Annotated in this window: 24 protein-coding genes and 1 rRNA gene; 9 read left to right on the top strand and 16 right to left on the bottom strand. The window is 60.4% G+C overall.

Annotation, left to right across the window (positions count from 1 at the left end):
- From NJC38_RS17955 to NJC38_RS17925, 7 genes are all read right to left on the bottom strand, one after another.
- Nucleotides 1-107, bottom strand: a 16S ribosomal RNA gene (locus NJC38_RS17955); the annotation flags it as partial.
- A 517-nt stretch (nucleotides 108-624) separates the two neighbouring features.
- The gene (gene msrQ / locus NJC38_RS17950; RefSeq protein ID WP_045483492.1) at nucleotides 625-1,227 is read right to left on the bottom strand and encodes a protein-methionine-sulfoxide reductase heme-binding subunit MsrQ; all 603 of its coding nucleotides are present in this window, start codon (nucleotides 1,225-1,227) and stop codon (nucleotides 625-627) included.
- Complete coding sequence (msrP, locus tag NJC38_RS17945; RefSeq protein ID WP_253116279.1) at nucleotides 1,227-2,240, bottom strand: protein-methionine-sulfoxide reductase catalytic subunit MsrP; 1,014 nt, start codon at nucleotides 2,238-2,240, stop codon at nucleotides 1,227-1,229. The genes msrQ and msrP overlap by 1 nt, the downstream gene beginning before the upstream one ends.
- Before the next feature lie 63 nt (nucleotides 2,241-2,303).
- A complete protein-coding gene (gene pssA / locus NJC38_RS17940; protein ID WP_045483498.1) occupies nucleotides 2,304-3,143 on the bottom strand; it encodes a CDP-diacylglycerol--serine O-phosphatidyltransferase in 840 nt (279 codons plus the stop codon).
- Nucleotides 3,144-3,342: 199 nt separating this feature from the next.
- The gene (gene ilvC / locus NJC38_RS17935; RefSeq protein WP_045483502.1) at nucleotides 3,343-4,359 is read right to left on the bottom strand and encodes a ketol-acid reductoisomerase; all 1,017 of its coding nucleotides are present in this window, start codon (nucleotides 4,357-4,359) and stop codon (nucleotides 3,343-3,345) included.
- 47 nt (nucleotides 4,360-4,406) lie between these two features.
- A complete protein-coding gene (ilvN, locus tag NJC38_RS17930) occupies nucleotides 4,407-4,898 on the bottom strand; it encodes an acetolactate synthase small subunit (RefSeq protein WP_025258538.1) in 492 nt (163 codons plus the stop codon).
- Nucleotides 4,899-4,900: 2 nt separating this feature from the next.
- Nucleotides 4,901-6,625: an acetolactate synthase 3 large subunit gene (locus tag NJC38_RS17925; protein WP_045493847.1), complete on the bottom strand. Its 1,725-nt coding sequence runs from the start codon at nucleotides 6,623-6,625 to the stop codon at nucleotides 4,901-4,903.
- Nucleotides 6,626-7,023: 398 nt separating this feature from the next.
- Between NJC38_RS17925 and NJC38_RS17920 the strand changes: the two genes are divergently transcribed.
- Nucleotides 7,024-7,443 (top strand): DUF4124 domain-containing protein, encoded by a 420-nt coding sequence (locus tag NJC38_RS17920; RefSeq protein WP_253116276.1) that lies wholly within the window; start codon nucleotides 7,024-7,026, stop codon nucleotides 7,441-7,443.
- 1 nt (nucleotide 7,444) lies between these two features.
- Here NJC38_RS17920 and NJC38_RS17915 read toward each other — a convergent pair whose 3' ends face one another.
- The 3 genes from NJC38_RS17915 to mrcB are packed head-to-tail and all read right to left on the bottom strand — an operon-like array spanning nucleotide 7,445 to nucleotide 10,867.
- A complete protein-coding gene (locus tag NJC38_RS17915; RefSeq protein WP_253116274.1) occupies nucleotides 7,445-7,774 on the bottom strand; it encodes a YqcC family protein in 330 nt (109 codons plus the stop codon).
- Nucleotides 7,774-8,526, bottom strand: a complete 753-nt coding sequence (locus tag NJC38_RS17910) for a hypothetical protein (protein ID WP_253116272.1) — start codon at nucleotides 8,524-8,526, stop codon at nucleotides 7,774-7,776. The genes NJC38_RS17915 and NJC38_RS17910 overlap by 1 nt, the downstream gene beginning before the upstream one ends.
- 16 nt (nucleotides 8,527-8,542) lie before the next feature.
- Complete coding sequence (gene mrcB, locus NJC38_RS17905; RefSeq protein ID WP_045483516.1) at nucleotides 8,543-10,867, bottom strand: penicillin-binding protein 1B; 2,325 nt, start codon at nucleotides 10,865-10,867, stop codon at nucleotides 8,543-8,545.
- 128 nt (nucleotides 10,868-10,995) lie between these two features.
- Between mrcB and NJC38_RS17900 the strand changes: the two genes are divergently transcribed.
- The gene (locus NJC38_RS17900; protein WP_045483519.1) at nucleotides 10,996-12,534 is read left to right on the top strand and encodes a bifunctional aminoglycoside phosphotransferase/ATP-binding protein; all 1,539 of its coding nucleotides are present in this window, start codon (nucleotides 10,996-10,998) and stop codon (nucleotides 12,532-12,534) included.
- A 94-nt stretch (nucleotides 12,535-12,628) separates the two neighbouring features.
- Nucleotides 12,629-12,973: a pentapeptide repeat-containing protein gene (locus NJC38_RS17895; RefSeq protein WP_045483522.1), complete on the top strand. Its 345-nt coding sequence runs from the start codon at nucleotides 12,629-12,631 to the stop codon at nucleotides 12,971-12,973.
- Nucleotides 12,974-13,282: 309 nt separating this feature from the next.
- Here NJC38_RS17895 and deoC read toward each other — a convergent pair whose 3' ends face one another.
- The 4 genes from deoC to NJC38_RS17875 all read right to left on the bottom strand — a co-directional run bounded on the left by deoC (nucleotide 13,283) and on the right by NJC38_RS17875 (nucleotide 16,831).
- Nucleotides 13,283-14,056, bottom strand: a complete 774-nt coding sequence (gene deoC, locus NJC38_RS17890) for a deoxyribose-phosphate aldolase (RefSeq protein ID WP_045483525.1) — start codon at nucleotides 14,054-14,056, stop codon at nucleotides 13,283-13,285.
- Between the two features lie 113 nt (nucleotides 14,057-14,169).
- On the bottom strand, nucleotides 14,170-14,937 hold the full coding sequence (locus tag NJC38_RS17885) for a heme ABC transporter ATP-binding protein (protein ID WP_253116270.1): 768 nt from the start codon (nucleotides 14,935-14,937) through the stop codon (nucleotides 14,170-14,172).
- Nucleotides 14,937-15,917, bottom strand: coding sequence for an iron ABC transporter permease (locus NJC38_RS17880; protein WP_162484343.1), 981 nt, complete (start codon nucleotides 15,915-15,917; stop codon nucleotides 14,937-14,939). The genes NJC38_RS17885 and NJC38_RS17880 overlap by 1 nt, the downstream gene beginning before the upstream one ends.
- A 50-nt stretch (nucleotides 15,918-15,967) precedes the next feature.
- Nucleotides 15,968-16,831, bottom strand: a complete 864-nt coding sequence (locus tag NJC38_RS17875; protein ID WP_253116268.1) for an ABC transporter substrate-binding protein — start codon at nucleotides 16,829-16,831, stop codon at nucleotides 15,968-15,970.
- 97 nt (nucleotides 16,832-16,928) lie between these two features.
- Between NJC38_RS17875 and NJC38_RS17870 the strand changes: the two genes are divergently transcribed.
- Nucleotides 16,929-17,249 (top strand): Rieske (2Fe-2S) protein, encoded by a 321-nt coding sequence (locus NJC38_RS17870; protein ID WP_253116266.1) that lies wholly within the window; start codon nucleotides 16,929-16,931, stop codon nucleotides 17,247-17,249.
- Nucleotides 17,250-17,257: 8 nt separating this feature from the next.
- Here the strand turns inward: NJC38_RS17870 and sfsA are convergent, their stop codons facing one another.
- Nucleotides 17,258-17,968 (bottom strand): DNA/RNA nuclease SfsA, encoded by a 711-nt coding sequence (gene sfsA / locus NJC38_RS17865; RefSeq protein ID WP_045483540.1) that lies wholly within the window; start codon nucleotides 17,966-17,968, stop codon nucleotides 17,258-17,260.
- Nucleotides 17,968-19,140: a pyridoxal phosphate-dependent aminotransferase gene (locus NJC38_RS17860; protein WP_045483544.1), complete on the bottom strand. Its 1,173-nt coding sequence runs from the start codon at nucleotides 19,138-19,140 to the stop codon at nucleotides 17,968-17,970. Before NJC38_RS17860 ends, sfsA begins: the two co-directional genes overlap by 1 nt.
- A gap of 161 nt (nucleotides 19,141-19,301) precedes the next feature.
- Between NJC38_RS17860 and NJC38_RS17855 the strand changes: the two genes are divergently transcribed.
- The 5 genes from NJC38_RS17855 to NJC38_RS17835 all read left to right on the top strand — a co-directional run bounded on the left by NJC38_RS17855 (nucleotide 19,302) and on the right by NJC38_RS17835 (nucleotide 24,187).
- Complete coding sequence (locus tag NJC38_RS17855; RefSeq protein ID WP_253116264.1) at nucleotides 19,302-19,463, top strand: hypothetical protein; 162 nt, start codon at nucleotides 19,302-19,304, stop codon at nucleotides 19,461-19,463.
- Nucleotides 19,464-19,574: 111 nt separating this feature from the next.
- Nucleotides 19,575-20,012: an RNA polymerase-binding protein DksA gene (gene dksA / locus NJC38_RS17850; RefSeq protein WP_045483546.1), complete on the top strand. Its 438-nt coding sequence runs from the start codon at nucleotides 19,575-19,577 to the stop codon at nucleotides 20,010-20,012.
- 65 nt (nucleotides 20,013-20,077) lie between these two features.
- A complete protein-coding gene (gene gluQRS / locus NJC38_RS17845; RefSeq protein ID WP_253116262.1) occupies nucleotides 20,078-20,965 on the top strand; it encodes a tRNA glutamyl-Q(34) synthetase GluQRS in 888 nt (295 codons plus the stop codon).
- Between the two features lie 107 nt (nucleotides 20,966-21,072).
- Nucleotides 21,073-21,249, top strand: coding sequence for a hypothetical protein (locus tag NJC38_RS17840; protein WP_002552060.1), 177 nt, complete (start codon nucleotides 21,073-21,075; stop codon nucleotides 21,247-21,249).
- Nucleotides 21,239-24,187 carry a sensor histidine kinase gene (locus NJC38_RS17835; RefSeq protein ID WP_045483552.1) on the top strand — a complete coding sequence of 983 codons (2,949 nt, stop codon included), beginning with the start codon at nucleotides 21,239-21,241 and terminating at the stop codon, nucleotides 24,185-24,187. Before NJC38_RS17840 ends, NJC38_RS17835 begins: the two co-directional genes overlap by 11 nt.
- The last annotated feature ends 8 nt before the right edge of the window (nucleotides 24,188-24,195 follow it).

Below are 24,195 nucleotides of genomic sequence, written 5' to 3'. Positions count from 1 at the left end.
CCCGTCCGCCGCTCTCAAGAGAAGCAAGCTTCTCTCTACCGCTCGACTTGCATGTGTTAGGCCTGCCGCCAGCGTTCAATCTGAGCCATGATCAAACTCTTCAGTTCAATACTGCTTGGATTTTGAGAAAACCCTAAACTTGGCTCAGCAATCTCAAATGACTATGTGATTTCTCGCATGACCACTTACGTTGCTGATAATCTGTTGACTCTCAGTCTGACAGCGCAAGCACCCACACGAATTGCTTGATTCAATTGTTAAAGAGCGGTTGGTTGAGCCTTTCGCTTCAACCGAGGCGCGCATTCTACGCTAACCTCTTGTTCTGTCAAGCGTTTATTTTCAGAAGCTTCAAACTCATTCAAAACTTCGAAACGCTAGAACCGAACAGCGCGCCGAGCATCTTTCGATTAACTCGTCAGCGGGAGGCGAATCTTACAGCATCCTAAGTTGCTGTCAACTGCCTTTTTCACCGCCGGAGCCAGGAGGCTCGCACCGCCTCCAACCCTTTCCGAACTGCTAACTCGTTGATTACCAAGGAGTTTTTCGTTCATTCCGCGTTGGAAGTGGTGCGCATTATAAGCACATCTGAAACCCCGTCAACCGTTAATTTCAAATATCGCGAAATTAGCGCCTGACCGGTAATAATCGCGGGATTTTCCGGGCCAATGCAGGGATTCGTATTATAAGCAGCACTGCGCCGACAGCTGCATATATGAGCCACTCCTGCAGGTCCGACCGCACAATCCAGAGCATATGCAACAAGCCAAGCAGCAAGACGGCATATACAAGCTTATGCAGCGACTTCCAGCGCCGCCCAAGCCGGCGCTGACTATACCGATTGGAAGTCACTGCCAGAGCCAGCAACCCCAGCCAGGCAAGACTGCCAACAATAATGTAGGGCCGCTTCACCAGCTCGACACCCAATTGCCCCCAGTCCAGGCCAAGAATAAACAAGGCATACAAGGTCACGTGCAGAACCGCGTATGCAAAGCACCATAACCCCAGTTGCCGGCGCACAGCCATCCACCCACCCCACCCGGTAAGGCGGGCCAGCGGCGTCATGCATAACGTGATCAACAAAAGAATCAGCGTGCCAAGCCCCAACCTGTCTACCAGCACCTTGCCCGGGTCCGGCCCCAGCGCAAAGATCCATGCCTCATACAACCACCAGACCGGCCACACCAGCACCAGCATAAAGACCATCAACCGCCATACGCCGTAACGCATCAGTAATCCTTGCGCAGATCCATACCGGAATACAGGGACGCCACCTCTTCCCCATAACCATTGAACATCTCGGTCTGCCGCACATTGGGGCTGAACAAGCCGCTGGGCAACCGCCTTTCTCGTGCCTGGGTCCAGCGCGGATGATCGACCGTCGGGTTCACATTGGCGTAGAAGCCATACTCACTGGGCGCCAGGCTTTGCCAGGTGGTGCGTGGCTGATCATTGACCAGGCTTATCCGCACAATCGACTTTACCCCTTTAAAGCCATACTTCCAGGGCACTACCAAACGCAACGGCGCACCATTCTGGTTGGGCAGCTCACGCCCATACATCCCCACCGCCAGAATGGTCAGCGGATGCATCGCCTCATCAAGTCGCAACCCTTCTACATAAGGCCAGTCAATCAGAGCAAACCCCGAACGCTGACCGGGCATTGACTGCGGATCCTTGAGGGTCTCGAAACGGATGTAGCGCGCCTTCGAAGTCGGCTCAACCTGTTTGAGCAGTTCAGCCAGCGGAAAACCTATCCAGGGAATGACCATCGACCAGGCTTCGACGCAGCGCATCCGGTAGATCCGCTCCTGTAGCTGGAAGGGCTTGATGAAATCCTCAAGCGCATAGCGGCCCGGCTTAGCCACCTCTCCGTCAATGACCACGCTCCAGGGCTCGACCTTGAGAGACCCGGCATTCTGCGCCGGATCACCTTTGTCAGGGCCGAACTCATAGAAGTTGTTGTAGTGAGTGGCATCCTTGTAAGGCGTGACAGCTTCGTCTTTGACGGTCACGGCCTGCCACTGCAACGAACCGAGCTTGTCGTTGAACCAGCCAGGCGCCCTGCCCGGCTCGACATCAGCATAGCGAGAGGGCTCACCGGCATTGGCCCAGTGCGGCAAGCCGGCCATGGCCAACCCCGCCATGGAACTGCCCAGCAGAGTACGGCGGGAGAGATAGATGGATTCGGGCGTGACATCCGACTCGCGAGAGTCGGATGCAGAAGGAAGCTTGATAAGCATGATGACTCCATAGCTTGAGTGGCAGACACCACCTATAGACTACGGAGTATGCAGAAGATCAGATCACTTGCGCCGCTGTAGACGTAACAGATATTGAGCGGGGCCTGACAGCGCATAACCCAGGAAAATCAACAGCAGGATACGCGGCGGGTCACTGAACACCACGGCAAACACCAACACCACCACAAGAATTGCAACAAAAGGCACCCGCCCCTTGAGATCCAACTCTTTGAAGCTGTTGTACTTGATATTGCTGACCATCAGCATGCCCGCCGCAGCCACCAGCAGCGCGACCAGAAACGACAGCTTCGAGCCCTGAATGCCGTAGTCACTGAACGCCCACACCGTACCGGCGACCACACCTGCTGCTGCCGGACTGGCCAGACCGATGAAGTAACGCTTGTCGGCTTTGCCAACCTGGGTATTGAAGCGCGCCAGGCGCAGCGCGGCGCCTGCTACGTAGATGAAGGCGACCATCCAGCCGACCTTGCCCATATCACCCAGCGCCCAGCCGAATGCCAGCAGGGCAGGCGCAACCCCAAACGCCACCATGTCGGACAGCGAGTCGTATTCAGCGCCAAAGGCACTTTGGGTATTGGTCATACGGGCCACTCGACCATCCAGGCCGTCGAGCACCATGGCGACGAAGATCGCGATGGCTGCAAACGCGAAGTACTTGCTGGCACTGGCAGAATCGCCGGCGCTCATGGCACTCATCGAACTGATAATCGAATAGAAGCCGGCAAACAGATTGGCGGTGGTGAACAGATTGGGCAGCAGATAGATACCACGGTGCCGAACCTGACGCCCTTCGGCATCACGCACCTCTTCTACATGTTCATCAATGGGTAGCAGGCTTTCGGCGTCAGAACCCTTGCGGGATTCTTCAGGACGTTCGCTCATGAAGATTACCTTGCAGCGGTTTGAAAATATGACAGGTGTCTGCCCCGAGGGTTCGGACGCAAACGATGCAGCTTTATACCAGAACTGGCGGCGCTTGAAGCCCAAACACATGTATCGAGGCTGAACAGTAGCCATTTCCTACACGCCAAAATGAAAAAACGCGGCCAAGTGGCCGCGTTTTTTTCACATCACCGAGAACTTAGTTCTTGGCTTTGTCGACGATCTTGTTCGCCGCGATCCAAGGCATCATCGAGCGCAGCTGCTCGCCAATGACTTCGATACCGTGAGCGGCGTTGTTACGACGCTTGGCGGTCATCGATGGATAGTTGGTAGCGCCTTCGCTGATGAACATCTTCGCGTACTCGCCGTCCTGGATGCGCTTGAGAGCATTGCGCATGGCCTTGCGGGATTCTTCGTTGATGACTTCTGGACCGGTCACGTACTCGCCGTACTCGGCGTTGTTGGAGATCGAGTAGTTCATGTTGGCGATACCGCCTTCGTACATGAGGTCAACGATCAGTTTCAGTTCGTGCAGGCACTCGAAGTAGGCCATTTCTGGCGCGTAGCCAGCTTCAACCAGGGTTTCGAAACCGGCTTTGACCAGCTCAACGGTACCGCCACACAGAACAGCCTGCTCGCCGAACAGGTCGGTTTCAGTCTCGTCCTTGAAGGTGGTTTCGATGATACCGGTACGGCCGCCGCCTACGCCCGAAGCGTAAGACAGTGCAACGTTTTTGGCGTTGCCCGAAGCGTCCTGGTAGATAGCGATCAGGTCAGGAATACCGCCGCCTTTGACGAACTCGGTACGTACGGTGTGACCTGGCGCTTTTGGCGCGATCATGATCACGTCCAGGTCAGCGCGTGGCACGACCTGGTTGTAGTGGATGGCGAAACCGTGGGAGAACGCCAGGGTAGCGCCCTGCTTCAGGTTTGGCTCGATTTCCTGCTTGTACAGCTGGCCCTGGAATTCGTCCGGAGTCAGGATCATGACCAGGTCGGCAGCAGCAACGGCAGAAGCGACGTCAGTCACTTTCAGGCCATGAGCTTCAGCCTTGGCGACAGTAGCCGAACCTTTACGCAGGCCGATAGTGACGTCAACGCCGGAGTCTTTCAGGTTGCACGCTTGAGCGTGGCCCTGGGAGCCGTAGCCGATGATCGCGACTTTCTTGCCCTGGATGATCGAAAGGTCACAGTCTTTGTCGTAGAAAACTTTCATGGAAATCCCCTGTTATCTCGGCCGTTCAGGCCATATTGCAAATTGATTTAGATGCTCAGCACTTTGTCGCCACGGGCAATGCCCGTCACGCCACTGCGAACTGTTTCCAGGATAGCGGCGGTGCCGATGGCCTGAATGAAGCTGTCCAGCTTGTCGCTGGTGCCGCTCAACTGCACGGTATAAACGCTGGCCGTGACGTCGACGATCTGCCCGCGGAAGATATCCGTGGTGCGCTTGATCTCGGCACGCTGCGCGCCAGTGGCCTTGACCTTGACCAGCATGAGTTCACGCTCGATATGCGCGCTCTCGGACAGGTCGACCAGCTTGACCACTTCAACCAGTTTGTTGAGGTTCTTGGTGATCTGCTCGATCACCTCATCGTGCCCCACAGTGGTCAGCGTCAGACGCGACAGGGTCGGGTCTTCAGTCGGTGCCACGGTCAGGCTTTCGATGTTGTAGTTACGCTGGGAGAACAGACCCACGACGCGCGACAGTGCACCCGGTTCGTTTTCCAGCAGTAGGGAAATGATGTGCCGCATGATTATGTCCGCTCCGTCTTGCTCAACCACATATCGCGCATCGAGCCGTCCTTGATCTGCATCGGATAGACGTGCTCGCTCACATCGACCTGGATGTCGACGAAGACCAGGCGATCCTTCATGGCGAAGGCTTCTTCCAGTTTCGGCTTCAGGTCTTTCAGGTCGGTGATGCGGATGCCGACATGGCCATAGGATTCGACCAGCTTGACGAAATCAGGCAGCGACTCGACGTACGAGTGCGAGTGACGTCCGCCATAGCTCATGTCCTGCCACTGACGGACCATGCCAAGCACGCCGTTGTTGAGCAGGATGATCTTCACCGGCAGGTCGTACTGCAGGCAGGTGGACAGTTCCTGGATGTTCATCTGGATACTGCCCTCGCCGGTCACACAGGCGACGTCGGCGTCCGGGAAGTTCAGCTTGATGCCCATGGCTGCCGGGAAACCGAAGCCCATGGTGCCCAGGCCACCGGAGTTGATCCAGCGATTGGGCTTGTCGAAGCGGTAGTACTGAGCAGCAAACATCTGGTGCTGCCCCACATCGGAGGTGACGTAGGCATCGCCTTTGGTCACTTCGTGCAGGGTCTCGATGACCTTTTGCGGCTTGATGATGCTGCCATCGCCACGGTCATACGGGAACAGGTCGCCACCCGCGCGCCATTCGTCAATCTGCTTCCACCAACTGCCAACCGCTTGCTGGTCAGGGGTCTGGCCGATTTCCTTGAAGGTCGCGACCATATCGGTCAGCACGCTCTCGACAGGCCCCACGATCGGCACGTCGGCCTTGATGGTCTTGGAGATCGAAGCCGGGTCGATATCGATGTGGATGATCTTGGCGTTCGGGCAGAACTTGGCGGCCCCGTTGATGACGCGGTCGTCAAAACGGGCGCCAACGGCCAGGATCACGTCGGTATTGTGCATGACCATGTTGGCGGTGTAGCTGCCATGCATGCCGAGCATGCCGACGAACTGACGGTCAGTGCCAGGGTAGCCGCCCAGCCCCATCAGGGTATTGGTGACCGGCGCGTCGAGCAGACGGGCCAGTTCGGTCAGTGGCGAAGCGCCGTTGCCCATCACCACGCCACCACCGGAGTAGATGACCGGGCGCTTGGCGGCCAGCAGCATTTCGACCGCCTTGCGGATCTGCCCGGAGTGACCACGAACGGCCGGGCTGTAGGAGCGCAGCTTGACCTTTTTCGGGTAAACGTATTCGAACTTCTCGGCCGGGTTGGTCATGTCTTTTGGCAGATCGACCACGACCGGGCCTGGACGGCCGGACTGCGCCAGGTAAAAGGCCTTTTTCAGGACATCCGGGATTTCCGACGGGTGCTTGATCATGAAGCTGTGCTTCACGATCGGGCGCGAGATACCGATCATGTCGGTTTCCTGGAAGGCATCGGTGCCCACCAGGGTGCTCGGCACCTGACCGGAGATCACCACCATCGGGATCGAGTCCATATAGGCAGTGGCAATACCGGTAATGGCGTTGGTCGCGCCAGGGCCGGACGTTACCAGCACCACGCCGGCCTTGCCGGTCGCACGGGCATAACCATCCGCCATATGGGTCGCGGCCTGCTCGTGGCGGACCAGGATATGACTGACTTCAGGTTCCTTGAACAGCGCATCATAGACGTGCAGCAAAGCGCCGCCCGGGTAGCCATAGATGTGCTTAACGCCTTCGTCACGCAGGAAGCGGACGACCATTTCAGCGCCAGATAAAAGCTCCACGTTGTTCACCTCTAAAACGCCAGAATACCGTCCATACGTGGACGGGTCTTAATAGGTTTACTGCCAAGCAGAGCATGAGCGACGGTGGTCGCCGACTACGTCAGCACTGACTGAGCAAGTATTGGGATGTCCCTGAGTGTTGCGGAACGGTCCCACCCAGCGCGAGGTAACGCGTTGCGGGTGTTACAGGTCGACGCGGATGTGCGCCTCATGATCTACCGAGACGGTCTGCTTCTGGCAGTCCCCCTACAGCGAACTTTGGATTGTTGTGATTCGCCCCCTGCAAGTCAAGTGATCCGTAAGCTTTCTTGACGATTGCCGGGTAAATCAGCCGTATTCGGACGGACAGAGGGGCAATATGATAGCTTGCGCCACAAATGACACTTCAAGGATGCATGATGCGCTGGATGACTCTTGCAGCGGTCCTGGCCACGGCCATGACGGCAACCGCTCAGGCTGCTCAGATTTATAAATGGGTCGATGCACAAGGCGTAACGCACTATGACGCCACGCCGCCGGCCGGGCAGCAGGTCGAGTCGGTGGACATCCAGAAGCCGGCCATGTCAGGTTCCGTGGCGACGCCTGCCACACCTGTCGACCCGCAGCGCGCGATTGACGCCAGGGTCAGAAAGCAGGCGCAGGCGGCCGAAGCCAAGCGCACCGCCAACTGCGAAATCATTCGCACCAACCTGGCCAAACTCAAGGCTTATGCCCGTATACGCGAACCGACCGAAGACGGCTCCAAACGCCTGACTGAGGAGGAACGTCAGGCGCGTATTGGTGAGACCGAGAAGATGATTGCCGAGTACTGCAACTGACTCAGCCGGCCTGAGCGATCAAGCGATCAAAGCGGCTCAGCGCTTCGAGCAGAGCGCGGGCCTGCTCGGCGCGGTCGATAAATACCATCTCGGCCATTTCACGGATACCCGAGGCATTGGGCAATGCCAGGTTCTGCTCGATGATGACTTTCATGCGCGGCAGGAAGATCCATTGCAGCCACTGCTCGAATGCCAGGGTATCGACCGCAAAGGGCTGCTGGCTGGCCAGCGCCTGGGCATCGGGCGGTGAGGCATCCCACCAGCCCTGCTCGCGCAACGCCTGCTCGATCGACAGCAACTGATCTGCCAGCTCTGACACACGCTTGTCCATCAGAGGTTGACCCGGGCTTTCTGACGAGCCTGAGCAGCCCCGGCAGCATCACCCTGCTTTTCACGCGACTGGGCAATCAGCTCCCAGAGGCTGGCCTGCAGGCTGGGGCGACCGTTGGAATAGGTCAGGGCGCGGCGCGACAGTTGCTCGGCCTGGGCGGCATCACCTTGCGCCAGACGCACCTGGGCCAGCTTGTACAGCACTTGCGGCTCGCGCGGGGCAACCCGCTGGGCACGCTCCAGGCTGGACGAAGCGCCATTGAGGTCGCCGCCGCTCTGTTGTTGCTGGGCAGTGGTCAACAGCGCCAGTACCGGACCGTCCAGTTGCTCATCGGCCGACAGCCCGCCTGCATTGTTCGATGGAATGCCGGTCGGCACCGATGGCAGATCATAGCTACCGGTACTGGCCGGTGCTGAACTGATCGGTGCCTGGTAAGCCCCCGAGGTATCGATCGGCGCCGAATTGACGCTGATCGGTGCCTGACCGACGGGTGCCGAGTAGGTCTGAATGCCGCTGCCACCGGCCGGGATCATCACCGTCACGCCCGAGTCTTCGGGAATCGCCTGGGCCTGAGGCCGGGCCGCCTGGGCGGTATTGGTGCGGTAGCCGGCATTGTTGCGCGACGCCGTTACGCGCTCGCTGTTGGATACCTTGGAGCCCGAATCCACCACCGGAATCGAGCCTTGCTGAACACTGGCACAGCCGCTGAGTACTGTCAGGGCAGTTACGGCCGGGAGCCACCATTTATTCACGTCAAACCCTCTTTGCTTAGTTCAGCCAGCCCTTGACCCAGTCCATGACGGCCTCGGCCGGGGCCGGACCGCTGCCACAGGCTGCGCCTGGCACCGGTTCGCTGCCGCGAATATACGGCATCTGCACCGCGTTCGGGCAACTGGCGTCGGAACCCTGCCCTGTCGCGGCATCCACCCAGGCCTGCACCACGTTGTCCGGCATCGCCATGTCCAGCGGCAAAGGCTCGGCCTTGCGCATGAAACTGGTCCAGACCTGCAACGCACCGGTCGCACCGGTGAACGGGGTCTTGCCGTTGTCGTCACGGCCCATCCACACCACGGCCAGGGTGTCCTGGCTGAAGCCGGCAAACCAGCTGTCGCGCGAATCATTACTGGTGCCGGTCTTGCCCGCCAGATTCAACGACCCCGGCAACACGTTGTAGACCGACTTGCCAGTGCCTTCACGCATGACCCGCTGCATGGCGTTCTGCACCAGATAGATCGCGCCCGGATCGAAGCGCTGCTGGATCTGGAACGGGTAACGCTTGAGCGGCTCGCCCTCGGCGGTCAATACACTGCGAATGCCGCGCATCGGCGTGTTGAAGCCGCCACTGGCGATGGTCTGGTACATGGTTGCCACTTCCATCGGCGTCAGGCCGCCAGCGCCCAGCAGCATCGACGGATAGGCCGGCCATTCACGCGTCACGCCCAGCTTGTTAAGGGTCTTGAACACATTCGGCACACCCAGCTCCAGACCCAGTTTGGCCGTGGACAGGTTGTAGGAATGCGCCAGCCCCTGATACAGGAAGATGTTGCCGTGGGACTTGCGGTCGTAGTTCTGCGGTTTCCAGACCTGGCCATCGGCGCCTTTGACCTGGAATGGCTCATCGGCCACCCAACTGGTCAGGGTGTATTTACTCGGCTGCTCCAGGGCCGTCAGGTAGATCGCCGGCTTGACCAGCGAGCCGATCGGCCGCACCGCGTCAATGGCCCGGTTGAACCCGGCATAACCGGCCTGACGGCTGCCAAGCAAGGCCTGGACCTCACCGGTTTCCGGGTTGGTCACCACCATCGCCGACTCGACCTCATCGGCGCCCTTGCGCCCGGCCAGACGTTTGAAGGTCTCATCCATCGCGGCTTGAGACTTCATTTGCAGGATCGGATCGAAACTGGTGAAGATCCGCAGACCTTCTTCGGTCAAGTCCTCGTCGCGATAGTCTTCGCGCAATTGACGCTTGACCAGGTCAAGGAAAGCCGGGAACGAACTGTCCGCCAGGCTGCCAGTGCGGGTTACACCCAGTGGCATTTTCTTCGCAGCCGCCACTGCTTCCGGCGTGGCGACCCCCTGTTGCTCCAGCAGGTCGAGCACCAAGTTACGTCGCTCCAGAGCACGCTCAGGGTTGCGCCGCGGGTTGTAATACGACGGCCCCTTGACCAGACCGACCAGCAACGCCACCTGATGCAGCTTGAGTTCCGAGAGCGGCTGGCTGAAGAAATACTGACTGGCCAGACCAAAGCCATGCACCGCGCGCGGGCCGTCTTGGCCGACGAACACCTCGTTGAGATAAGCCTCGAGAATTTCCTGCTTGCTGTAGTGCACCTCAAGCAGCACCGACATCATCGCTTCATTGAGTTTGCGTGACAGGCTGCGCTCGTTGGTGAGGTAGAAGTTTTTTACCAACTGTTGGGTCAGGGTACTGCCGCCCTGGCGCATCTGCCCGGCCGAGGTGTTGACCCAGATCGCCCGGGCAATGGATTTGGGTGATACGCCAAAGTGGCTATAGAAGTCGCGGTCTTCGACCGCTACCAACGCGTCGAGCAGGTAGGGCGGCGCCTGATCAAGCTTGATCAGGATCCGGTCTTCGAGATTTTTCGGATACAGGCCGCCGATCAACAGCGGCTCCATACGCGCCACCGCCAGCTTGGCACCATTGGCAGCGCTCAGGTCGGCGACAAAGTCACCGGAGAAACGCACGCGAATCTGCTGCGCAGGGTCGGCACCTTCATAGAATTGAAAACCGCGAGTGTTCAGATCCACGGTATTGCCATTGACCGCTGCGGCCCCGGGACCATTGGCCACGCTTTCACGACGGTAGCCCAGCGCGTCGAGCTCAATGAGAAAATCGTCGCGGCTAAGCTTCTGGCCGACGAATAGCTCCAGCGGCCGGGCATAAACCTTGGCCGGAATCATCCAGCGTTTGCCAGAGAATTTCTCCTGGACCACGGCATCGAGATACACCGCGAAACCGGCCAGGATAACCAGGCCGACAATGCTGAGTTTCAGCCCCCAGCCAAGCCAGGTACGCAGCCTGCTGGTGGGTGGGCGTTTCTTGGAGGTACGGGAAGAACGGGATCGAGTCATGGGCGCGGATTATACGCACTTTAAAAAGGTTCGACAGACGCCTCGGCCAGCGGTTTGCAGTGCTGGGCCAAGCAGCCATAATGGCCGGCTTGAGGCATTAAAATTCCAAACATCTTGAAGGATCACCTGTGAGCCAGTCACTCATTGCAGCCCTGCAGAACCCTGCCCTGTTTCCCCATCCGGTGGAAAACTTCCAGGTCATCGAAACGCACATCTCATGGGTGCTGCTCACAGGCCCTTACGTTTACAAAATCAAGAAACCGATGAACTTTGGCTTCCTGGACTTCACCAGCCTGGAGTCACGCAAGCACTTTTGCCATGAAGAGCTGCGGCTGAACCAACGCCTCACCGAAGGCCTGTACCTTGAAGTGCTACCACTGACCGGCTCAGCCGAAGCGCCGCAACTGGGCGGCGAAGGCCCGGCCATCGAATACGCCCTCAAGATGCGCCAGTTTCCGCAAAGCGGCCTGCTCAACGTCATGCAGGCCAACGGCGAACTGACTCAGGCACACATCAGCGAACTGGCCAGCCAGATCGCCCGCTTCCACCTGTCAGCGCCGAAGGTCGGCGACGAAACCGAGCTTGGCTCGCCAGACAGCGTCATGGCCCCGGTGACCCAGAATTTCGAACAGATCCGGCCAATGATCAGCGAAAAAGCCGACTTGCAGCAGCTTGAAGCACTGCAGGCCTGGGCCGAGTCGAGCTTTGAGCGGCTCAGGCCCCTGTTGGTTCAACGCAAGGCCGAAGGTTTTATCCGCGAGTGCCATGGGGATATCCACCTGGGCAACGCCGCGCTGATCGACGGTAAGGTCGTGCTGTTCGACTGCATCGAATTCAACGAGCCGTTCCGCAAGACCGACGTCTACGCCGACATCGGCTTCCTGGCCATGGACCTGGAAGACCGCGGCCTCAAACCACTGGCCAACCGCCTGATCAGCGAATACCTGGAACTGACCGGCGACTACCAGGGGCTGGAGCTGCTGAACTTCTACAAGGCCTACCGCGCTTTGGTTCGCGCCAAGGTCGCGCTGTTTGGCCTGGGGCCGGATGCGGACGCCGAACGCCGCGCCGCCGTGCTCGCTCAATACCGCAACTATGCCAATCTCGCAGAAAGCTACAGCGCCATCACTTCGCGCTTTCTGGCCATCACCCACGGTGTCTCGGCAGTCGGCAAAAGCCAGGTGGCGCTGCGCCTGACCCAATCGCTGGGGGCCATTCGCCTGCGTTCGGACGTTGAGCGCCAGCGCCTGTTCAGCAGCGAGAGCGGCGAGCGCTACGGCAGCGATGCCAGTGCAGCCACCTACAGCCGCCTGAACGAACTGGCCAGCCAGGTTCTGCACGCCGGTTTTTCGGTGGTTCTGGACGCCACCTTCCTCAAGCAGGCGCAGCGTCAGACTGCTGCACATGTCGCAGAGGAAAACGGCGTGCCGTTCCTGATCCTCGACTGTGAAGCACCCCAAGCCGTCATCGAGCAGTGGTTGCAGCAGCGCCAGACCGAAGGCGGCGACCCCTCCGAAGCGACTCTGGAAGTGGTACAGGCCCAACAGGCTGCCCGCGAGCCGCTGAGCGCCGAAGAAGTCCTGCTCAGCCAGCGCATCCAGACCCATGTCGGCAGCGACCTGGACAATCTCGCCGATGAACTGCGCCAGCGCCTGCCAGGCCTGTAAATAGCTGAAGAGCCGTTGAGCAGATGCTGCTTCACGGCCCCCAGATAGTGGCGATATAATGGCGCCATAAATCCAACGAACCCGAGTTAATGCTATGAGCCAGCCCAAACAGATCGACTCACCGCTGTATCTGTTACTGCGCAAGGATGATGTGGACGGCTTCAACAGGGAAAAACCCAGGGACGGCGTGATCGACCTGCGTGGTGGTGATTTCCGTGGCCTGGACCTGCGTGATCTGGACACTACCGGTATCGACTTTACCGATGCCTACTTCCGCTCTGCAGACTTACGCGGCCTGGATTTGCGCAACATCCCGATGGAAGGCGCCAGCATTGCTCACGCGCAGATTTCCGGAGCCTACTTCCCACCGGAACTGACCGCCGATGAGATTCTTATGTCGGTGAATTTCGGTACCCGCCTGCGCTACCGCACCCGCTGAGCGGTTCTGGTTGTAACCCGCCTGCGCAACGCAGGCGGGTAGCTGCACGTTTGCCTCCCCCCGTTTCCCGCTTGTTTGTCCCGACGGCTCGACAAGACTGAGCTGACGGCTGGATTCGTCGCGCAGCGCCATTGCAAAAAATTAATAAAACAACTGTTGACTTCGAAATGAGAATCGTTATGATTATCACAGCTGGTCGCGAGACTGGTCGGTAACCTGAAAGACCTTGGTTCGGACTCTCAGATTATCTCCTCATCAGGCTAATCACGGTTTTTGACCCGGCACTTTGCCGGGTCTTTTTTTGTCTGCTCAATACCTGCCCGCCTCCAGTACACCCAAACTCACCAACAAGTCATCGAGCAGCACAGAGCCGCCGATCCGGACCCGCTGCGGCGAACACCAGGCGCTGCTGAAGCGGCTGCTGGCCAGACTCATGAGCGGTCTGGCGTCATTGAGGGTACGGACCCCGCCAACGATCTTGCAGCCCACCAGCCCTCCCGTTTCCGCTATCGACTCCAGCATGATCCGCACGATTTGTGGGCTGACCGGTGCCACCAGGCGGTCGGTGCAGCTCTTGAGAAAATCCGCGCCGGCGGCTATGGCGTCACGGCAGGCGCTGCGAATCAACTGCGGGTCGCGCAACTCGCCGGCTTCCAGGGTCACAGTAAAGCTGGCGCGGCTGCCGCACTCGGCCTTGCACGCAGCAAGCAACTCCGTTACCAGCGGGGCGTTACCGGCAAGCAGGGTGCGAAACGGATACACCACGTCGATTTCATCAGCACCAGAAACCAGCGCCGCACGTGCTTCCCGGACCACCATGTCGACGCTGTCGTTGGCCCATGGGAAATTGACCTGCGCCACCACCCGCACTTGCCGCGCTCGCAAACGGTCCAGAGCAGTCCGGGCCAGGCAAACAAAACGTGGCGCCACACAGACCGCCGCCACCGCGCCGACCGGCGTCAGGGCACGCTTGCAGAGGTTAATGATCCGCTCTTCGCTATCGTCGTGGTTGAGGGCCAGCAGTTCCAGCATCTCCAGGGCCCGGAGCGCCAGTTGCTCGGCATCGTCGCTCATTGCGTGCATCTCCCATCAGGAAAAGGATGGGCAGGACAATAACCGAGGCGCCAAGGTAAGAATCTGGCATACCAGATTCAGGGAAGAGAGCTACATGAATGCAGGAAATGTCTGACTCAGCATCAGCGGGCAATCACCAGTGGATGCCCCAACTCCGGATGCGCCTGCACCAGCACGTCCAGGCCAAACACCTGCTTGAGTGCTGCCGGCTGCAAGACTTCAAACGCCGTCCCCGCAAGATGCACGCAACCCTCATTGATCAGCAGCAAGCGATCGCAGTAACGCGCTGCCAGATTCAGGTCGTGGAGCACGATCAACACCGCCACCGAGCGCTCGGCGAAGCGTCGCACCGCTTGCAGGACGGTGTGCTGATGCAGCGGGTCAAGCATTGAGGTGGGCTCGTCGAGCAGCAACACACAATCACCGTCACCCGGCCAGAGCTGTGCAAGCACCCGTGCCAGATGCACCCGCTGGCGCTCGCCACCCGACAGCGCCATGTAGCCACGTTCGGCCAGATGCAGGGCATCGGCGGCCTGCAAGGCCACCTGTACGATCCGCGCATCTTGTTCGGCGCCGGTGGCATGGGGTAGCCGGCCCATGCCCACCACTTCATCGACCCGAAAGGCAAAGCTCAGCGTCGAGCTTTGCGGCAGCACGGCCAGACGCCGGGCGCGCTCCTGCGCAGCCCATTGCTGCAGCGGTTTGTCGGCCAGCCACACCCGGCCCTGAGCCGGCTTGAGGTCACCGCTCAGCGCAGCAAGCAGGCTGCTCTTGCCCGCGCCGTTAGGCCCCAGCACACCGAGCACCTGACCGGCTTGCAGCTGCAAATCGACCCCGCTGAGCACGCTGCGCTCGCCACGCACAATGTGCAGATTCTCGGCCCGCAACATCAACGCGCTCCCCGTACCAGCAGATAAAGAAAAAACGGCCCGCCCAGCAGCGCGGTAACGATCCCGATCGGCAACTCGGCCGGGGCCAGAACCTGGCGGGCGAACAAGTCAGCGAACAGCAGCAGGCTGGCACCGGCCAATGCCGAGGCGGGTAACAAGACCCGGTGATCCGGACCGCAGAGCAGACGCACCAGGTGCGGGACGATCAGACCAATAAAGCCGATTAGCCCGGCAGCCGCCACCGCTGCGCCGACCCCCAGCGCCGTGCAGAACACCAGCTCACGCTTGAGCGCCTGAACATCAACCCCCAGGTGACGCGCCTCTGACTCGCCCAACAGCAAGGCATTGAGCGCCTTGGCGCGGCGCGGCAGCCAGAGAATGATCAGCAGGCAGACCGGCAACAACGGCCACAACCTCACATAACTGGCGCCATTGAGGCTGCCCAGGTTCCAGAAGGTCAAAGTGCGCAGGGTCGCATCGTCGGCCAGATAGGTGAGCAAACCGATCACCGAGGTCGCCAAGGCAGTCAACGCGATGCCGGCCAGTAACATGGTCGCGACGCTGGTCTGGCCGTCGCGGCGGCCCAGGCGATAAACGATCCCGGTCACCAGCAAACCACCGGCGACCGCGCTGAGCGACACCAGATAAGGCTGCAGCACCGTGGGCAGGCTGGCCCACCAGATCCCGCCGACGATGGCCAGTGCTGCACCAAGCGCAGCGCCACTGGACACGCCAACCAGCACCGGGTCGGCCAAGGGGTTGCGAAACAGGCCTTGCATGGCCACCCCGGACATCGCCAATACCGCGCCCACCGCCAGCCCCAGCAAGGTGCGTGGCAAGCGGATCTGGCCGATGATCAGCTCAGCCTGGCCGGCCTCCCCCGCCAACGGCCAGCCCGCCAGCCGCACAATGGCCGCCAGGGTGTCGTTGATCGGCAGCCTGACCGGCCCCATGGCCAGCGATAACAGGGTCGCCAGCAGACACAGGCCGATCAGCAGCGTAAACAGCAGCCGCGCCGATAAAGCGCGCTTCATGGCTGCGGATAAAAGACTTTGGACACGCCCAACAGCGCCCCGGGCAGGCGCGGCCCCAGCCCGCCCACCAGCAACGTCGGATCCAGATCGATCACTCGCTTGTCACGCACCGCCGGCATGGCTGTCAACAACGGATTCTCTTTGAGCAGCGCCTGGCGGGCCGCCTCTCCGGTCAGGGTCCGGTCAGCGACGATCAGCACCTGGGCGGCAAGTCCGGCCATGGCTTCGCTGGAAACCACTTTGTAGCCGTGGTGGCTCGCAAGATTGCGGCCACCGGCCTGCCTGATCAGCCAGTCGCCCACCGTACCGGTACCGGCCACCATCGGCTTGCCACCGCCGTGGCCGACCAGCAGCAAAACACCGGGAACCGCCTGACGGCGGCGCGCCTCGGTCACCCATTGTTGTTGGGTATCAAGCTGGCTGGCAAAGGCCTCGCTCAACTGGGCGGCCCGTTCCGGCACACCGAGCAAATGACCCAGGCGCTGCAGGTTGTCCTTGAGTGTGTCGAGTTCAGGCTGCGCCGGTAACACTTCGATTCTCACCCCGGCTGCGCGCAACTGCTCAAGCACCGCCGGCGGGCCCATTTCGTCGGTGCCCGCCATGGCGTCCGGACGCAGGCTGAGAATGCCTTCGGCGGACAACTGACGCTGATAACCGATACGCGGCAAGGGCTTGAGCGACTCGGGGTTCTGACTGGTCGTGTCGACCCCCACCAGGCTGGGCTGAGCGCCCAGTTCGACGATCCATTCGGTCACTGCGCCGCCGGCACTGACCAGCCGCGCAGGTGGCTCGGCTGCCGTGGCCATTGGCACCGTCAGCACGCTGACACACAGGGCGACCAGCAAGGCGCGCAGAGACATGCAAGAATTCCTTTTATTGAATACGGGCGCAGCGACTCATGGAGCCGTTGCGAATCGGCGACATTTGATAATTGTTTGCATTTAATGGTCAAGCACAATGAAGTTACTTTGCCTTTCCAGCCAACTCGCCGAAGGCAGCAGCCAGGCATTGAGCCTGGACGATCTACAGTTGCTGGCGGTGCGCAGGCATGGGCAGGTGTACCTGTATCGCAATCGCTGTCCGCACCGGAACATACCGCTGCATTGGCAAACAGATCATTGCCTGGATGACTCCGCCAGCCTGATCCGGTGCGCCAGCCACGGCGCACTGTTTCTGATCGAAAGCGGTGAATGCGTGGTCGGCCCCTGCGAAGGCCAGTTTCTCAGTGCCGTACCCTGCCGGGAAGACAGCCAGGGCATCTGGATACTGCCCGACTGATCAGCCGCTCAGAGCGACCGTACCTGCAGGCGCCGGACCAGACGGACCTCCTCGGCGCTGATGTCCACACCGTAGGCCAGCACCTCGACTCCAGCGGCCACGGCCTCACGCAAGGCCGCAGCGTAGGCGGGGTCGATCTCCGCAGCCGGGCGCACCGCTTCGATGCCGGCCAGATTCACGCAGTACAGCAAGGCGGCGCGAACGCCCTCGCGCGCCAACGCCGCCAGTTCACGCAAGTGCCGGGCACCACGCTGGGTCACCGCATCGGGAAATGCCGCTACCGGCGAATCATCAAACCCCAGGGTGACGCTCTTGACCTCCAGGTACAGGTCGCCCTGTGGGTATTGCAGGCGAAAATCCACCCGGCTTTTTTCCTGGCCGTAAGGCACCTCGCGCCTGAGGGCGGTAAAGCCGTTGAGTTCGCTGATGACACCGGCACGCAGGGCTTCTTCGACCAGCGTATTGGCCCGTCCGGTATTGATGCACGCCAACCGCCCCTGCGGCGTTTCACTGATCTCCCAAGTGCCCGGCAGTTTGCGCTTGGGATCATTGGAGCGACTGAACCACACCCGGCCACCGGGCTGCATGCAGTTAAGCATCGAGCCGGTGTTGGGGCAGTGAATGGTCAGGCGTTCGCCGCTGTCGGTTTCGATATCAGCCAGAAAACGCTTGTAGCGCTGCAACAGGCGGCCTTGTTCAAGTGCAGGATCAAAGCGCATCAGGCGCTCCAGCTACGCAGGCCACGGGCAATACGCTCGACCGCCTGCTCCAGGCGTTCGAGGCTTTGGGTGTAGGCAAAGCGCACGTGATGGCCGGCTTTATGGCGGCCGAAATCCAGCCCCGGAGTAAAGGCCACATGTTCGGTTTCCAGGAAATGCTGACAGAACGCGAAGGCATCGCCGCCGAACGCGCTGATATCGGCATACAGATAGAACGCACCTTCAGGTTCCACGGCAATCCCGAAGCCCAGCTCGCGCAGCGCCGGTAGCAAGTAATCGCGGCGCCGGCCGAACTCGGCACGGCGCTGTTCAAGAATCTCCAGAGTCGGCGTTTCGAAACAGGCCAGCGCAGCATACTGCGCCACACTCGGCGCGCTGATATAGAGGTTTTGCGCCAGCTTTTCCAGTTCACCGACTGCCGCTGGCGGCGCCACCAGCCAGCCCAGCCGCCAGCCGGTCATGCCAAAGTATTTGGAAAAACTGTTAAGCACGAAGGCATCATCGTCCACTTCCAGGACACTGCTGGCCTCGGTGCCGTAAGTCAGGCCGTGGTAGATCTCGTCGACCACCATATGGCCGCGATGCGCCTTGAGGGTCGTGGACAATGCCTTGAGCTCATCGCGCTGCAGCAAGGTGCCGGTCGGGTTAGCCGGTGATGCCAGCAATGCACCCACACTGTCCTGATTCCAGAAACGCTCGACCAGCCCCGGCGTCAACTGATAACGCTCATCGGGGCCGACCGGGACCAGTTGCGCGCCGCCTTCAACCAGGCGCAGAAAATGCCGGTTGCACGGGTAGCCCGGATCAGCCAACAGCCAGTGCTTACCCGGATCGACCAGCAGGCTGCTGGCCAGCAGCAGCGCACCCGAGCCACCCGGAGTGATCAGAATACGCTGCGGATCAATATTCAGGCTGTAGCGCCGGGCATAGAACCCGGCGATCGCCTCGCGCAGCTCCGGTAGACCGCGGGCTGCGGTGTAGCGGGTCTTGCCCTCGGCCAGGGCAGCCTGGCCCGCCGCAACGATCGGCTGGGCGGTGGTAAAGTCGGGCTCGCCGATTTCCAGGTGGATCACATCGTGCCCGGCCGCCTGCAGTTCATTGGCGCGCGACAACAAGGCCATGACATGAAAGGGTTCGATGGCGCGGCTGCGCGCACTGTAGTGCTGGACCATGGGCGTTCCTTTGAAATTGGACATTCGGGCACCTCTGAAAACTGCCTGCTGGCTGGGCGCCTGCGGAGTTACACGCAGCTTGCGCTGGCTGCCTCGCCGATGTTTTCAGAGGCTCCCGTTGATTTGCCTTGTGCAACGGGCAGGCAGACACGATTCTACCCATGACCTGGCCGCCGCAGGGTGATCAAAGTGCCGCAAAAAGGTGCATTAACAAAAATAAAAAAGAAACTCTGGTGCGCTTTAATGTTCTAGGTTTGATTGTCGGCAACCAGACTTTAACGGCTCGTTCACAACCCGGTGCCATGCACGACAACCGGGAGTAGCGGACGGCGAATTGATCTGGTAAGTTCGCCGGCTTGCACCTGCAGGGCCGACGGGTGTCGGTGATGGAACATCCTGCGCAACAGATTAGAAGAGTGAGAGGCGGTCCCTACATGCCCACGCAAGAAAAGCAACAGAATCTAATCAGCGGTTTCGAGCCTTATGTAGAAACCAAGGGCGAAGAGTACATGGGCGAGCCTATGCGCGCGCACTTCACCAAAATCCTCAACAAGTGGAAAAGTGACTTGATGCAGGAGGTCGACCGCACGGTAGACCATATGAAGGATGATGCGGCAAACTTCCCCGACCCGGCCGACCGCGCCAGTCAGGAAGAAGAGTTCAGCCTTGAACTGCGTGCCCGTGACCGCGAGCGCAAACTGATCAAGAAGATCGACAAGACTCTGCAACTGATCCTCGACGAAGAGTACGGCTGGTGCGAGTCCTGCGGCGTTGAAATCGGCATTCGCCGTCTCGAAGCCCGCCCGACTGCCGACCTGTGCATCGACTGCAAGACCTTGGCAGAAATCAAGGAAAAGCAGGTCGGCAAGTAAGCCCGCCGCCCCTGCAATAAAAAGACGCTTCGGCGTCTTTTTTGTTGAGCCGTTATTATCACCGCATGAACAAATCTTCTTACGTCGGGCGCTTCGCACCCACCCCCAGCGGTTATCTGCATTTCGGCTCACTGGTCGCTGCCCTGGCATCTTATCTGGACGCCCGCGCAGCCAACGGCGTGTGGCTGATGCGCATGGAAGATCTGGACCCGCCACGGGAAGTGGCCGGCGCCCAGACAGCCATTTTGCAAACCCTGGAAGCCTACGGTTTTGAATGGGACGGTGACTGCGTGCGCCAGAGCGAACGCCATGACGCCTATGCCCAGGTTCTTGAGCGCTGGTTCAGCCAAGGGCTGGCCTACACCTGCACCTGCTCGCGTAAACAGCTGCAAGCCTATGACGGGGTGTACCCCGGCTTGTGCCGCAACCTCGGCCACGCCCCGAGTGACGGTGCTATCCGGCTGCGTGTACCGGAGCTCGAGTACCGCTTTACCGACCGGGTACAGGGTGAGTATCGCCAGCATCTGGGCCGCGAGGCCGGTGATTTTGTGATTCGCCGCCGCGACGGGTTTTACGCCTATCAACTGGCGGTGGTCATCGACGACGCCTGGCAAGGTATCAACAACATTGTGCGCGGCGCCGACCTGCTCGACTCCACGCCTCGGCAACTGTACCTGCAAGAGCTGCTCGGCATTGCCCAACCGCGCTACCTGCATGTGCCACTGATTACCCAGCCCGACGGCCACAAACTCGGCAAGTCCTACCGCTCGCCCCCGCTGCCCGCCGACCAGGCCACCCCGTTGCTGCTGCGAGCCTTGCGCGCACTTGGGCAACCCACTGACGAACAACTGCTCTATGGTACGCCGCAGGAAGTGCTCAGTTGGGCGGTGCAGCACTGGGATGCCGGGCAAATCCCCAGGCTTTCAGTCATTGCGGAGTCTGGAATAGACTGATCCAGAGCGGTTGCCGAATTCTGCTGAAATCGGCGCTTGCAGGTTGTACCGCATTGGTTAACATGCCGCTCCTCACCCACCCAAGACACCTGGTTCAAGGAGGCGCCATGTACATCTACCGACTGGTCCTGCTGCTGGTGGTGGGCATCTATCTGTTTTCGCCAGCCATCATGGACTGGTGGATCGACGCAACAGGCGCCTGGTACCGGCCATACATGCTCTGGCTGATTCTCATCGTGGTGACGTTCATTCTGCAAAGCCAGCGAGACGCCGATGAGCTTTAGCCTGACCCAAATGCTGCTGGTCAGCACGGCCTACCTGCTGGTGCTGTTCGGCGTTGCCTGGATCAGCGAGCGCGGCCTGATTCCACGCTGGATCATTCGCCACCCGCTGACCTACACCCTGTCGCTTGGGGTTTACGCCAGCTCCTGGGCGTTCTACGGCACAGTGGGCCTGGCCTATCAGTATGGTTATGGTTTTCTGGCGACCTATCTGGGTGTTTCCGGGGCGTTTCTGCTGGCGCCGGTGCTGCTTTACCCGATTCTGAAAATCACCCGCACCTATCAGCTTTCATCGCTGGCCGACTTATTCGCGTTTCGCTTTCGCAGTACCTGGGCAGGCGCCCTGACCACGATATTCATGCTGATCGGCGTCTTGCCGCTGCTGGCCCTGCAGATCCAGGCGGTGGCCGACTCGATCGGCATTCTGACCGGTGAGCCGGTGCGCAACCGGGTCGCCGTAGCCTTCTGCGCCCTGATCAGCCTGTTCACGATCTTCTTTGGCTCACGGCATATCGCAACCCGGGAAAAGCACCAGGGCCTGGTGTTCGCGATTGCCTTTGAGTCGATCATCAAACTGGTCGCGCTGGGCGCGCTGGGTATCTACGCCCTGTACACGGTGTTCGGCGGCCCGCAACAACTGGAACTCTGGCTGTTGCAGAACCAGACCGCCCTGGCCTCGCTGCACACCCCATTGCAGGAAGGCCCGTGGCGCACCCTGCTGCTGGTGTTCTTTGCCTCGGCCATCGTCATGCCGCACATGTATCACATGACCTTTACCGAGAACCTCAACCCGCGCGCACTGGTCAGTGCCAGCTGGGGGCTGCCGTTCTACCTGCTGCTGATCAGCCTCGCCGTGCCGCTGATTCTCTGGGCCGGCCTGAAACTCGGCGCACCGACCAGCCCGGAATACTTCACCCTGGGCCTGGGCATGGCCGCGCACAGCAAATCACTGGCGTTGCTGGCTTATGTAGGCGGCCTGTCGGCAGCCAGCGGGCTGATTATCGTCACCACCCTGGCGTTGTCGGGCATGGCCCTCAACCATCTGGTGCTGCCGTTGTACCAGCCGCCGGCCGAGGGCAATATCTATCGCTGGCTGAAATGGACCCGCCGCGCGCTGATCATCGCCATCATCGCTGCCGGCTACTGCTTCTACCTGATGCTCGGCGCCCAGCAAGACCTGGCCAATATGGGCATCGTCGCCTTCGTCGCCACCTTGCAGTTCCTGCCCGGCGTCCTGTCGGTGCTGTACTGGCCGACCGCCAACCGACGCGGCTTTATCGCCGGGATCCTGGCCGGCATCACGGTCTGGGTGTTCAGCATGCTGTTGCCGCTGCTGGGCAATCTCGAAGGCTTCTACATTCCGATGCTGAACATGATCTATGTGCTGGATGACACCAGCTGGCACATGGCGGCGATCGCCTCACTGGCGGCCAACGTGGTGATGTTCACTCTGGTGTCGCTGTTCACCAACGCCAGCGCCGAAGAGGCCAGTGCCGCCGAAGCCTGTGCTGTGGATAACGTGCGCCGCCCACAACGCCGTGAGTTGTTCGTTGCCTCGCCTCAGGAATTCGCCACCCAACTGGCCAAACCGCTGGGCGGTAAGGCCGCACAAAAAGAGGTTGAGCAGGCACTGCGTGACCTGTACCTGCCCTTCGACGAACGCCGCCCGTATGCCTTGCGCCGCCTGCGCGACCGGATCGAAGCCAACCTGTCCGGCCTGATGGGCCCAAGCGTCGCCCAGGACATGGTCGAAACGTTCCTGCCGTATAAGTCCGGCGGCGAGAAGTACGTGACCGAAGACATCCACTTCATCGAGAGCCGGCTTGAGGACTACCACTCGCGCCTCACCGGCCTGGCCGCGGAACTCGACGCCTTGCGCCGCTACCACCGCCAGACCCTGCAGGAACTGCCCATGGGGGTCTGCTCGCTGGCCAAGGATCAGGAAATCCTGATGTGGAACCGGGCCATGGAAGAACTGACCGGCGTTCCTGCCCAGCATGTGGTGGGTTCGCGGCTGGAGACCATTGCCGAGCCCTGGAAAGGCCTGCTGAGCAGCTTCATCAGCGTGCCTGACGAACACCTGCACAAACAGCGGCTGTCGCTGGAGGGCCAGATTCGCTGGCTGAACCTGCACAAGGCGGCCATTGACGAACCGCTGGCGCCCGGCAACAGTGGCCTGGTGCTGCTGGTCGAAGACCTTACCGAAACCCAGATGCTCGAAGACAAGCTGGTGCATTCCGAGCGCCTGGCCAGCATTGGCCGACTGGCCGCCGGGGTGGCCCACGAAATCGGCAACCCGATCACCGGTATCGCCTGCCTGGCGCAGAACCTGCGCGAAGAACGCGAAGACGAACCGGAACTGGCGGAAATCAGTAGCCAGATCATCGAACAGACCAAGCGCGTATCACGCATCGTCCAGTCGCTGATGAGCTTCGCCCACGCCGGCGCACACCAGAACAGCGACGAACCGGTGTGCCTGGCCGAAGTCGCGCAGGATGCCATTGGTCTGCTGGCGCTCAACCGGCGCAACTTTGAAATACAGTTCTACAACCTCTGCGACCCCGACCACTGGGCCGATGGCGACCCGCAGCGGCTGGCTCAGGTGCTGATCAACCTGCTGTCCAACGCACGCGACGCATCCCCGGCCGGCAGTGCCGTGCGGGTCATGAGCGAAGCCTCTGAACATACCGTGGACCTGATCGTCGAAGATGAAGGCAGTGGTATTGCGAAAGCAATCATGGACCGATTGTTCGAACCGTTCTTCACCACCAAAGATCCTGGCGAAGGCACTGGGCTGGGGCTTGCTCTGGTCTATTCCATCGTTGAAGAGCATTATGGACAAATCACCATCGACAGTCCGGCCGACCCTGTACGGCAACGTGGCACCCGTATCCGGGTGACGCTACCGCGACATGTCGAAGCGACGTCCACCGTGAACTGAGACCGTCG

The sequence above is a fragment of the Pseudomonas sp. 21LCFQ010 genome, assembly GCF_024129905.1.
GTDB lineage: Bacteria > Pseudomonadota > Gammaproteobacteria > Pseudomonadales > Pseudomonadaceae > Aquipseudomonas.
The sequence above is the reverse complement of the archived record's forward strand: the minus strand, read 5'-3'. Positions and strand labels throughout refer to the sequence as shown.

Bases quoted from the DNA above. Each gene is read 5' to 3' on its own strand.
- sfsA (WP_045483540.1), bottom strand. From the start codon at position 17,968: ATGCGCTTTGATCCTGCACTTGAACAAGGCCGCCTGTTGCAGCGCTAC.
- NJC38_RS17855 (WP_253116264.1), top strand. From the start codon at position 19,302: ATGACCTGGCCGCCGCAGGGTGATCAAAGTGCCGCAAAAAGGTGCATT.
- ilvN (WP_025258538.1), bottom strand. From the start codon at position 4,898: ATGCGGCACATCATTTCCCTACTGCTGGAAAACGAACCGGGTGCACTG.
- NJC38_RS17920 (WP_253116276.1), top strand. From the start codon at position 7,024: ATGCGCTGGATGACTCTTGCAGCGGTCCTGGCCACGGCCATGACGGCA.
- NJC38_RS17840 (WP_002552060.1), top strand. From the start codon at position 21,073: ATGTACATCTACCGACTGGTCCTGCTGCTGGTGGTGGGCATCTATCTG.
- mrcB (WP_045483516.1), bottom strand. From the start codon at position 10,867: ATGACTCGATCCCGTTCTTCCCGTACCTCCAAGAAACGCCCACCCACC.
- NJC38_RS17870 (WP_253116266.1), top strand. From the start codon at position 16,929: ATGAAGTTACTTTGCCTTTCCAGCCAACTCGCCGAAGGCAGCAGCCAG.
- NJC38_RS17875 (WP_253116268.1), bottom strand. From the start codon at position 16,831: ATGTCTCTGCGCGCCTTGCTGGTCGCCCTGTGTGTCAGCGTGCTGACG.
- ilvC (WP_045483502.1), bottom strand. From the start codon at position 4,359: ATGAAAGTTTTCTACGACAAAGACTGTGACCTTTCGATCATCCAGGGC.
- NJC38_RS17860 (WP_045483544.1), bottom strand. From the start codon at position 19,140: ATGGTCCAGCACTACAGTGCGCGCAGCCGCGCCATCGAACCCTTTCAT.
- gluQRS (WP_253116262.1), top strand. From the start codon at position 20,078: ATGAACAAATCTTCTTACGTCGGGCGCTTCGCACCCACCCCCAGCGGT.
- pssA (WP_045483498.1), bottom strand. From the start codon at position 3,143: ATGAGCGAACGTCCTGAAGAATCCCGCAAGGGTTCTGACGCCGAAAGC.
- msrQ (WP_045483492.1), bottom strand. From the start codon at position 1,227: ATGCGTTACGGCGTATGGCGGTTGATGGTCTTTATGCTGGTGCTGGTG.
- NJC38_RS17895 (WP_045483522.1), top strand. From the start codon at position 12,629: ATGAGCCAGCCCAAACAGATCGACTCACCGCTGTATCTGTTACTGCGC.
- NJC38_RS17885 (WP_253116270.1), bottom strand. From the start codon at position 14,937: ATGTTGCGGGCCGAGAATCTGCACATTGTGCGTGGCGAGCGCAGCGTG.
- deoC (WP_045483525.1), bottom strand. From the start codon at position 14,056: ATGCACGCAATGAGCGACGATGCCGAGCAACTGGCGCTCCGGGCCCTG.
- msrP (WP_253116279.1), bottom strand. From the start codon at position 2,240: ATGCTTATCAAGCTTCCTTCTGCATCCGACTCTCGCGAGTCGGATGTC.
- dksA (WP_045483546.1), top strand. From the start codon at position 19,575: ATGCCCACGCAAGAAAAGCAACAGAATCTAATCAGCGGTTTCGAGCCT.
- NJC38_RS17915 (WP_253116274.1), bottom strand. From the start codon at position 7,774: ATGGACAAGCGTGTGTCAGAGCTGGCAGATCAGTTGCTGTCGATCGAG.
- NJC38_RS17835 (WP_045483552.1), top strand. From the start codon at position 21,239: ATGAGCTTTAGCCTGACCCAAATGCTGCTGGTCAGCACGGCCTACCTG.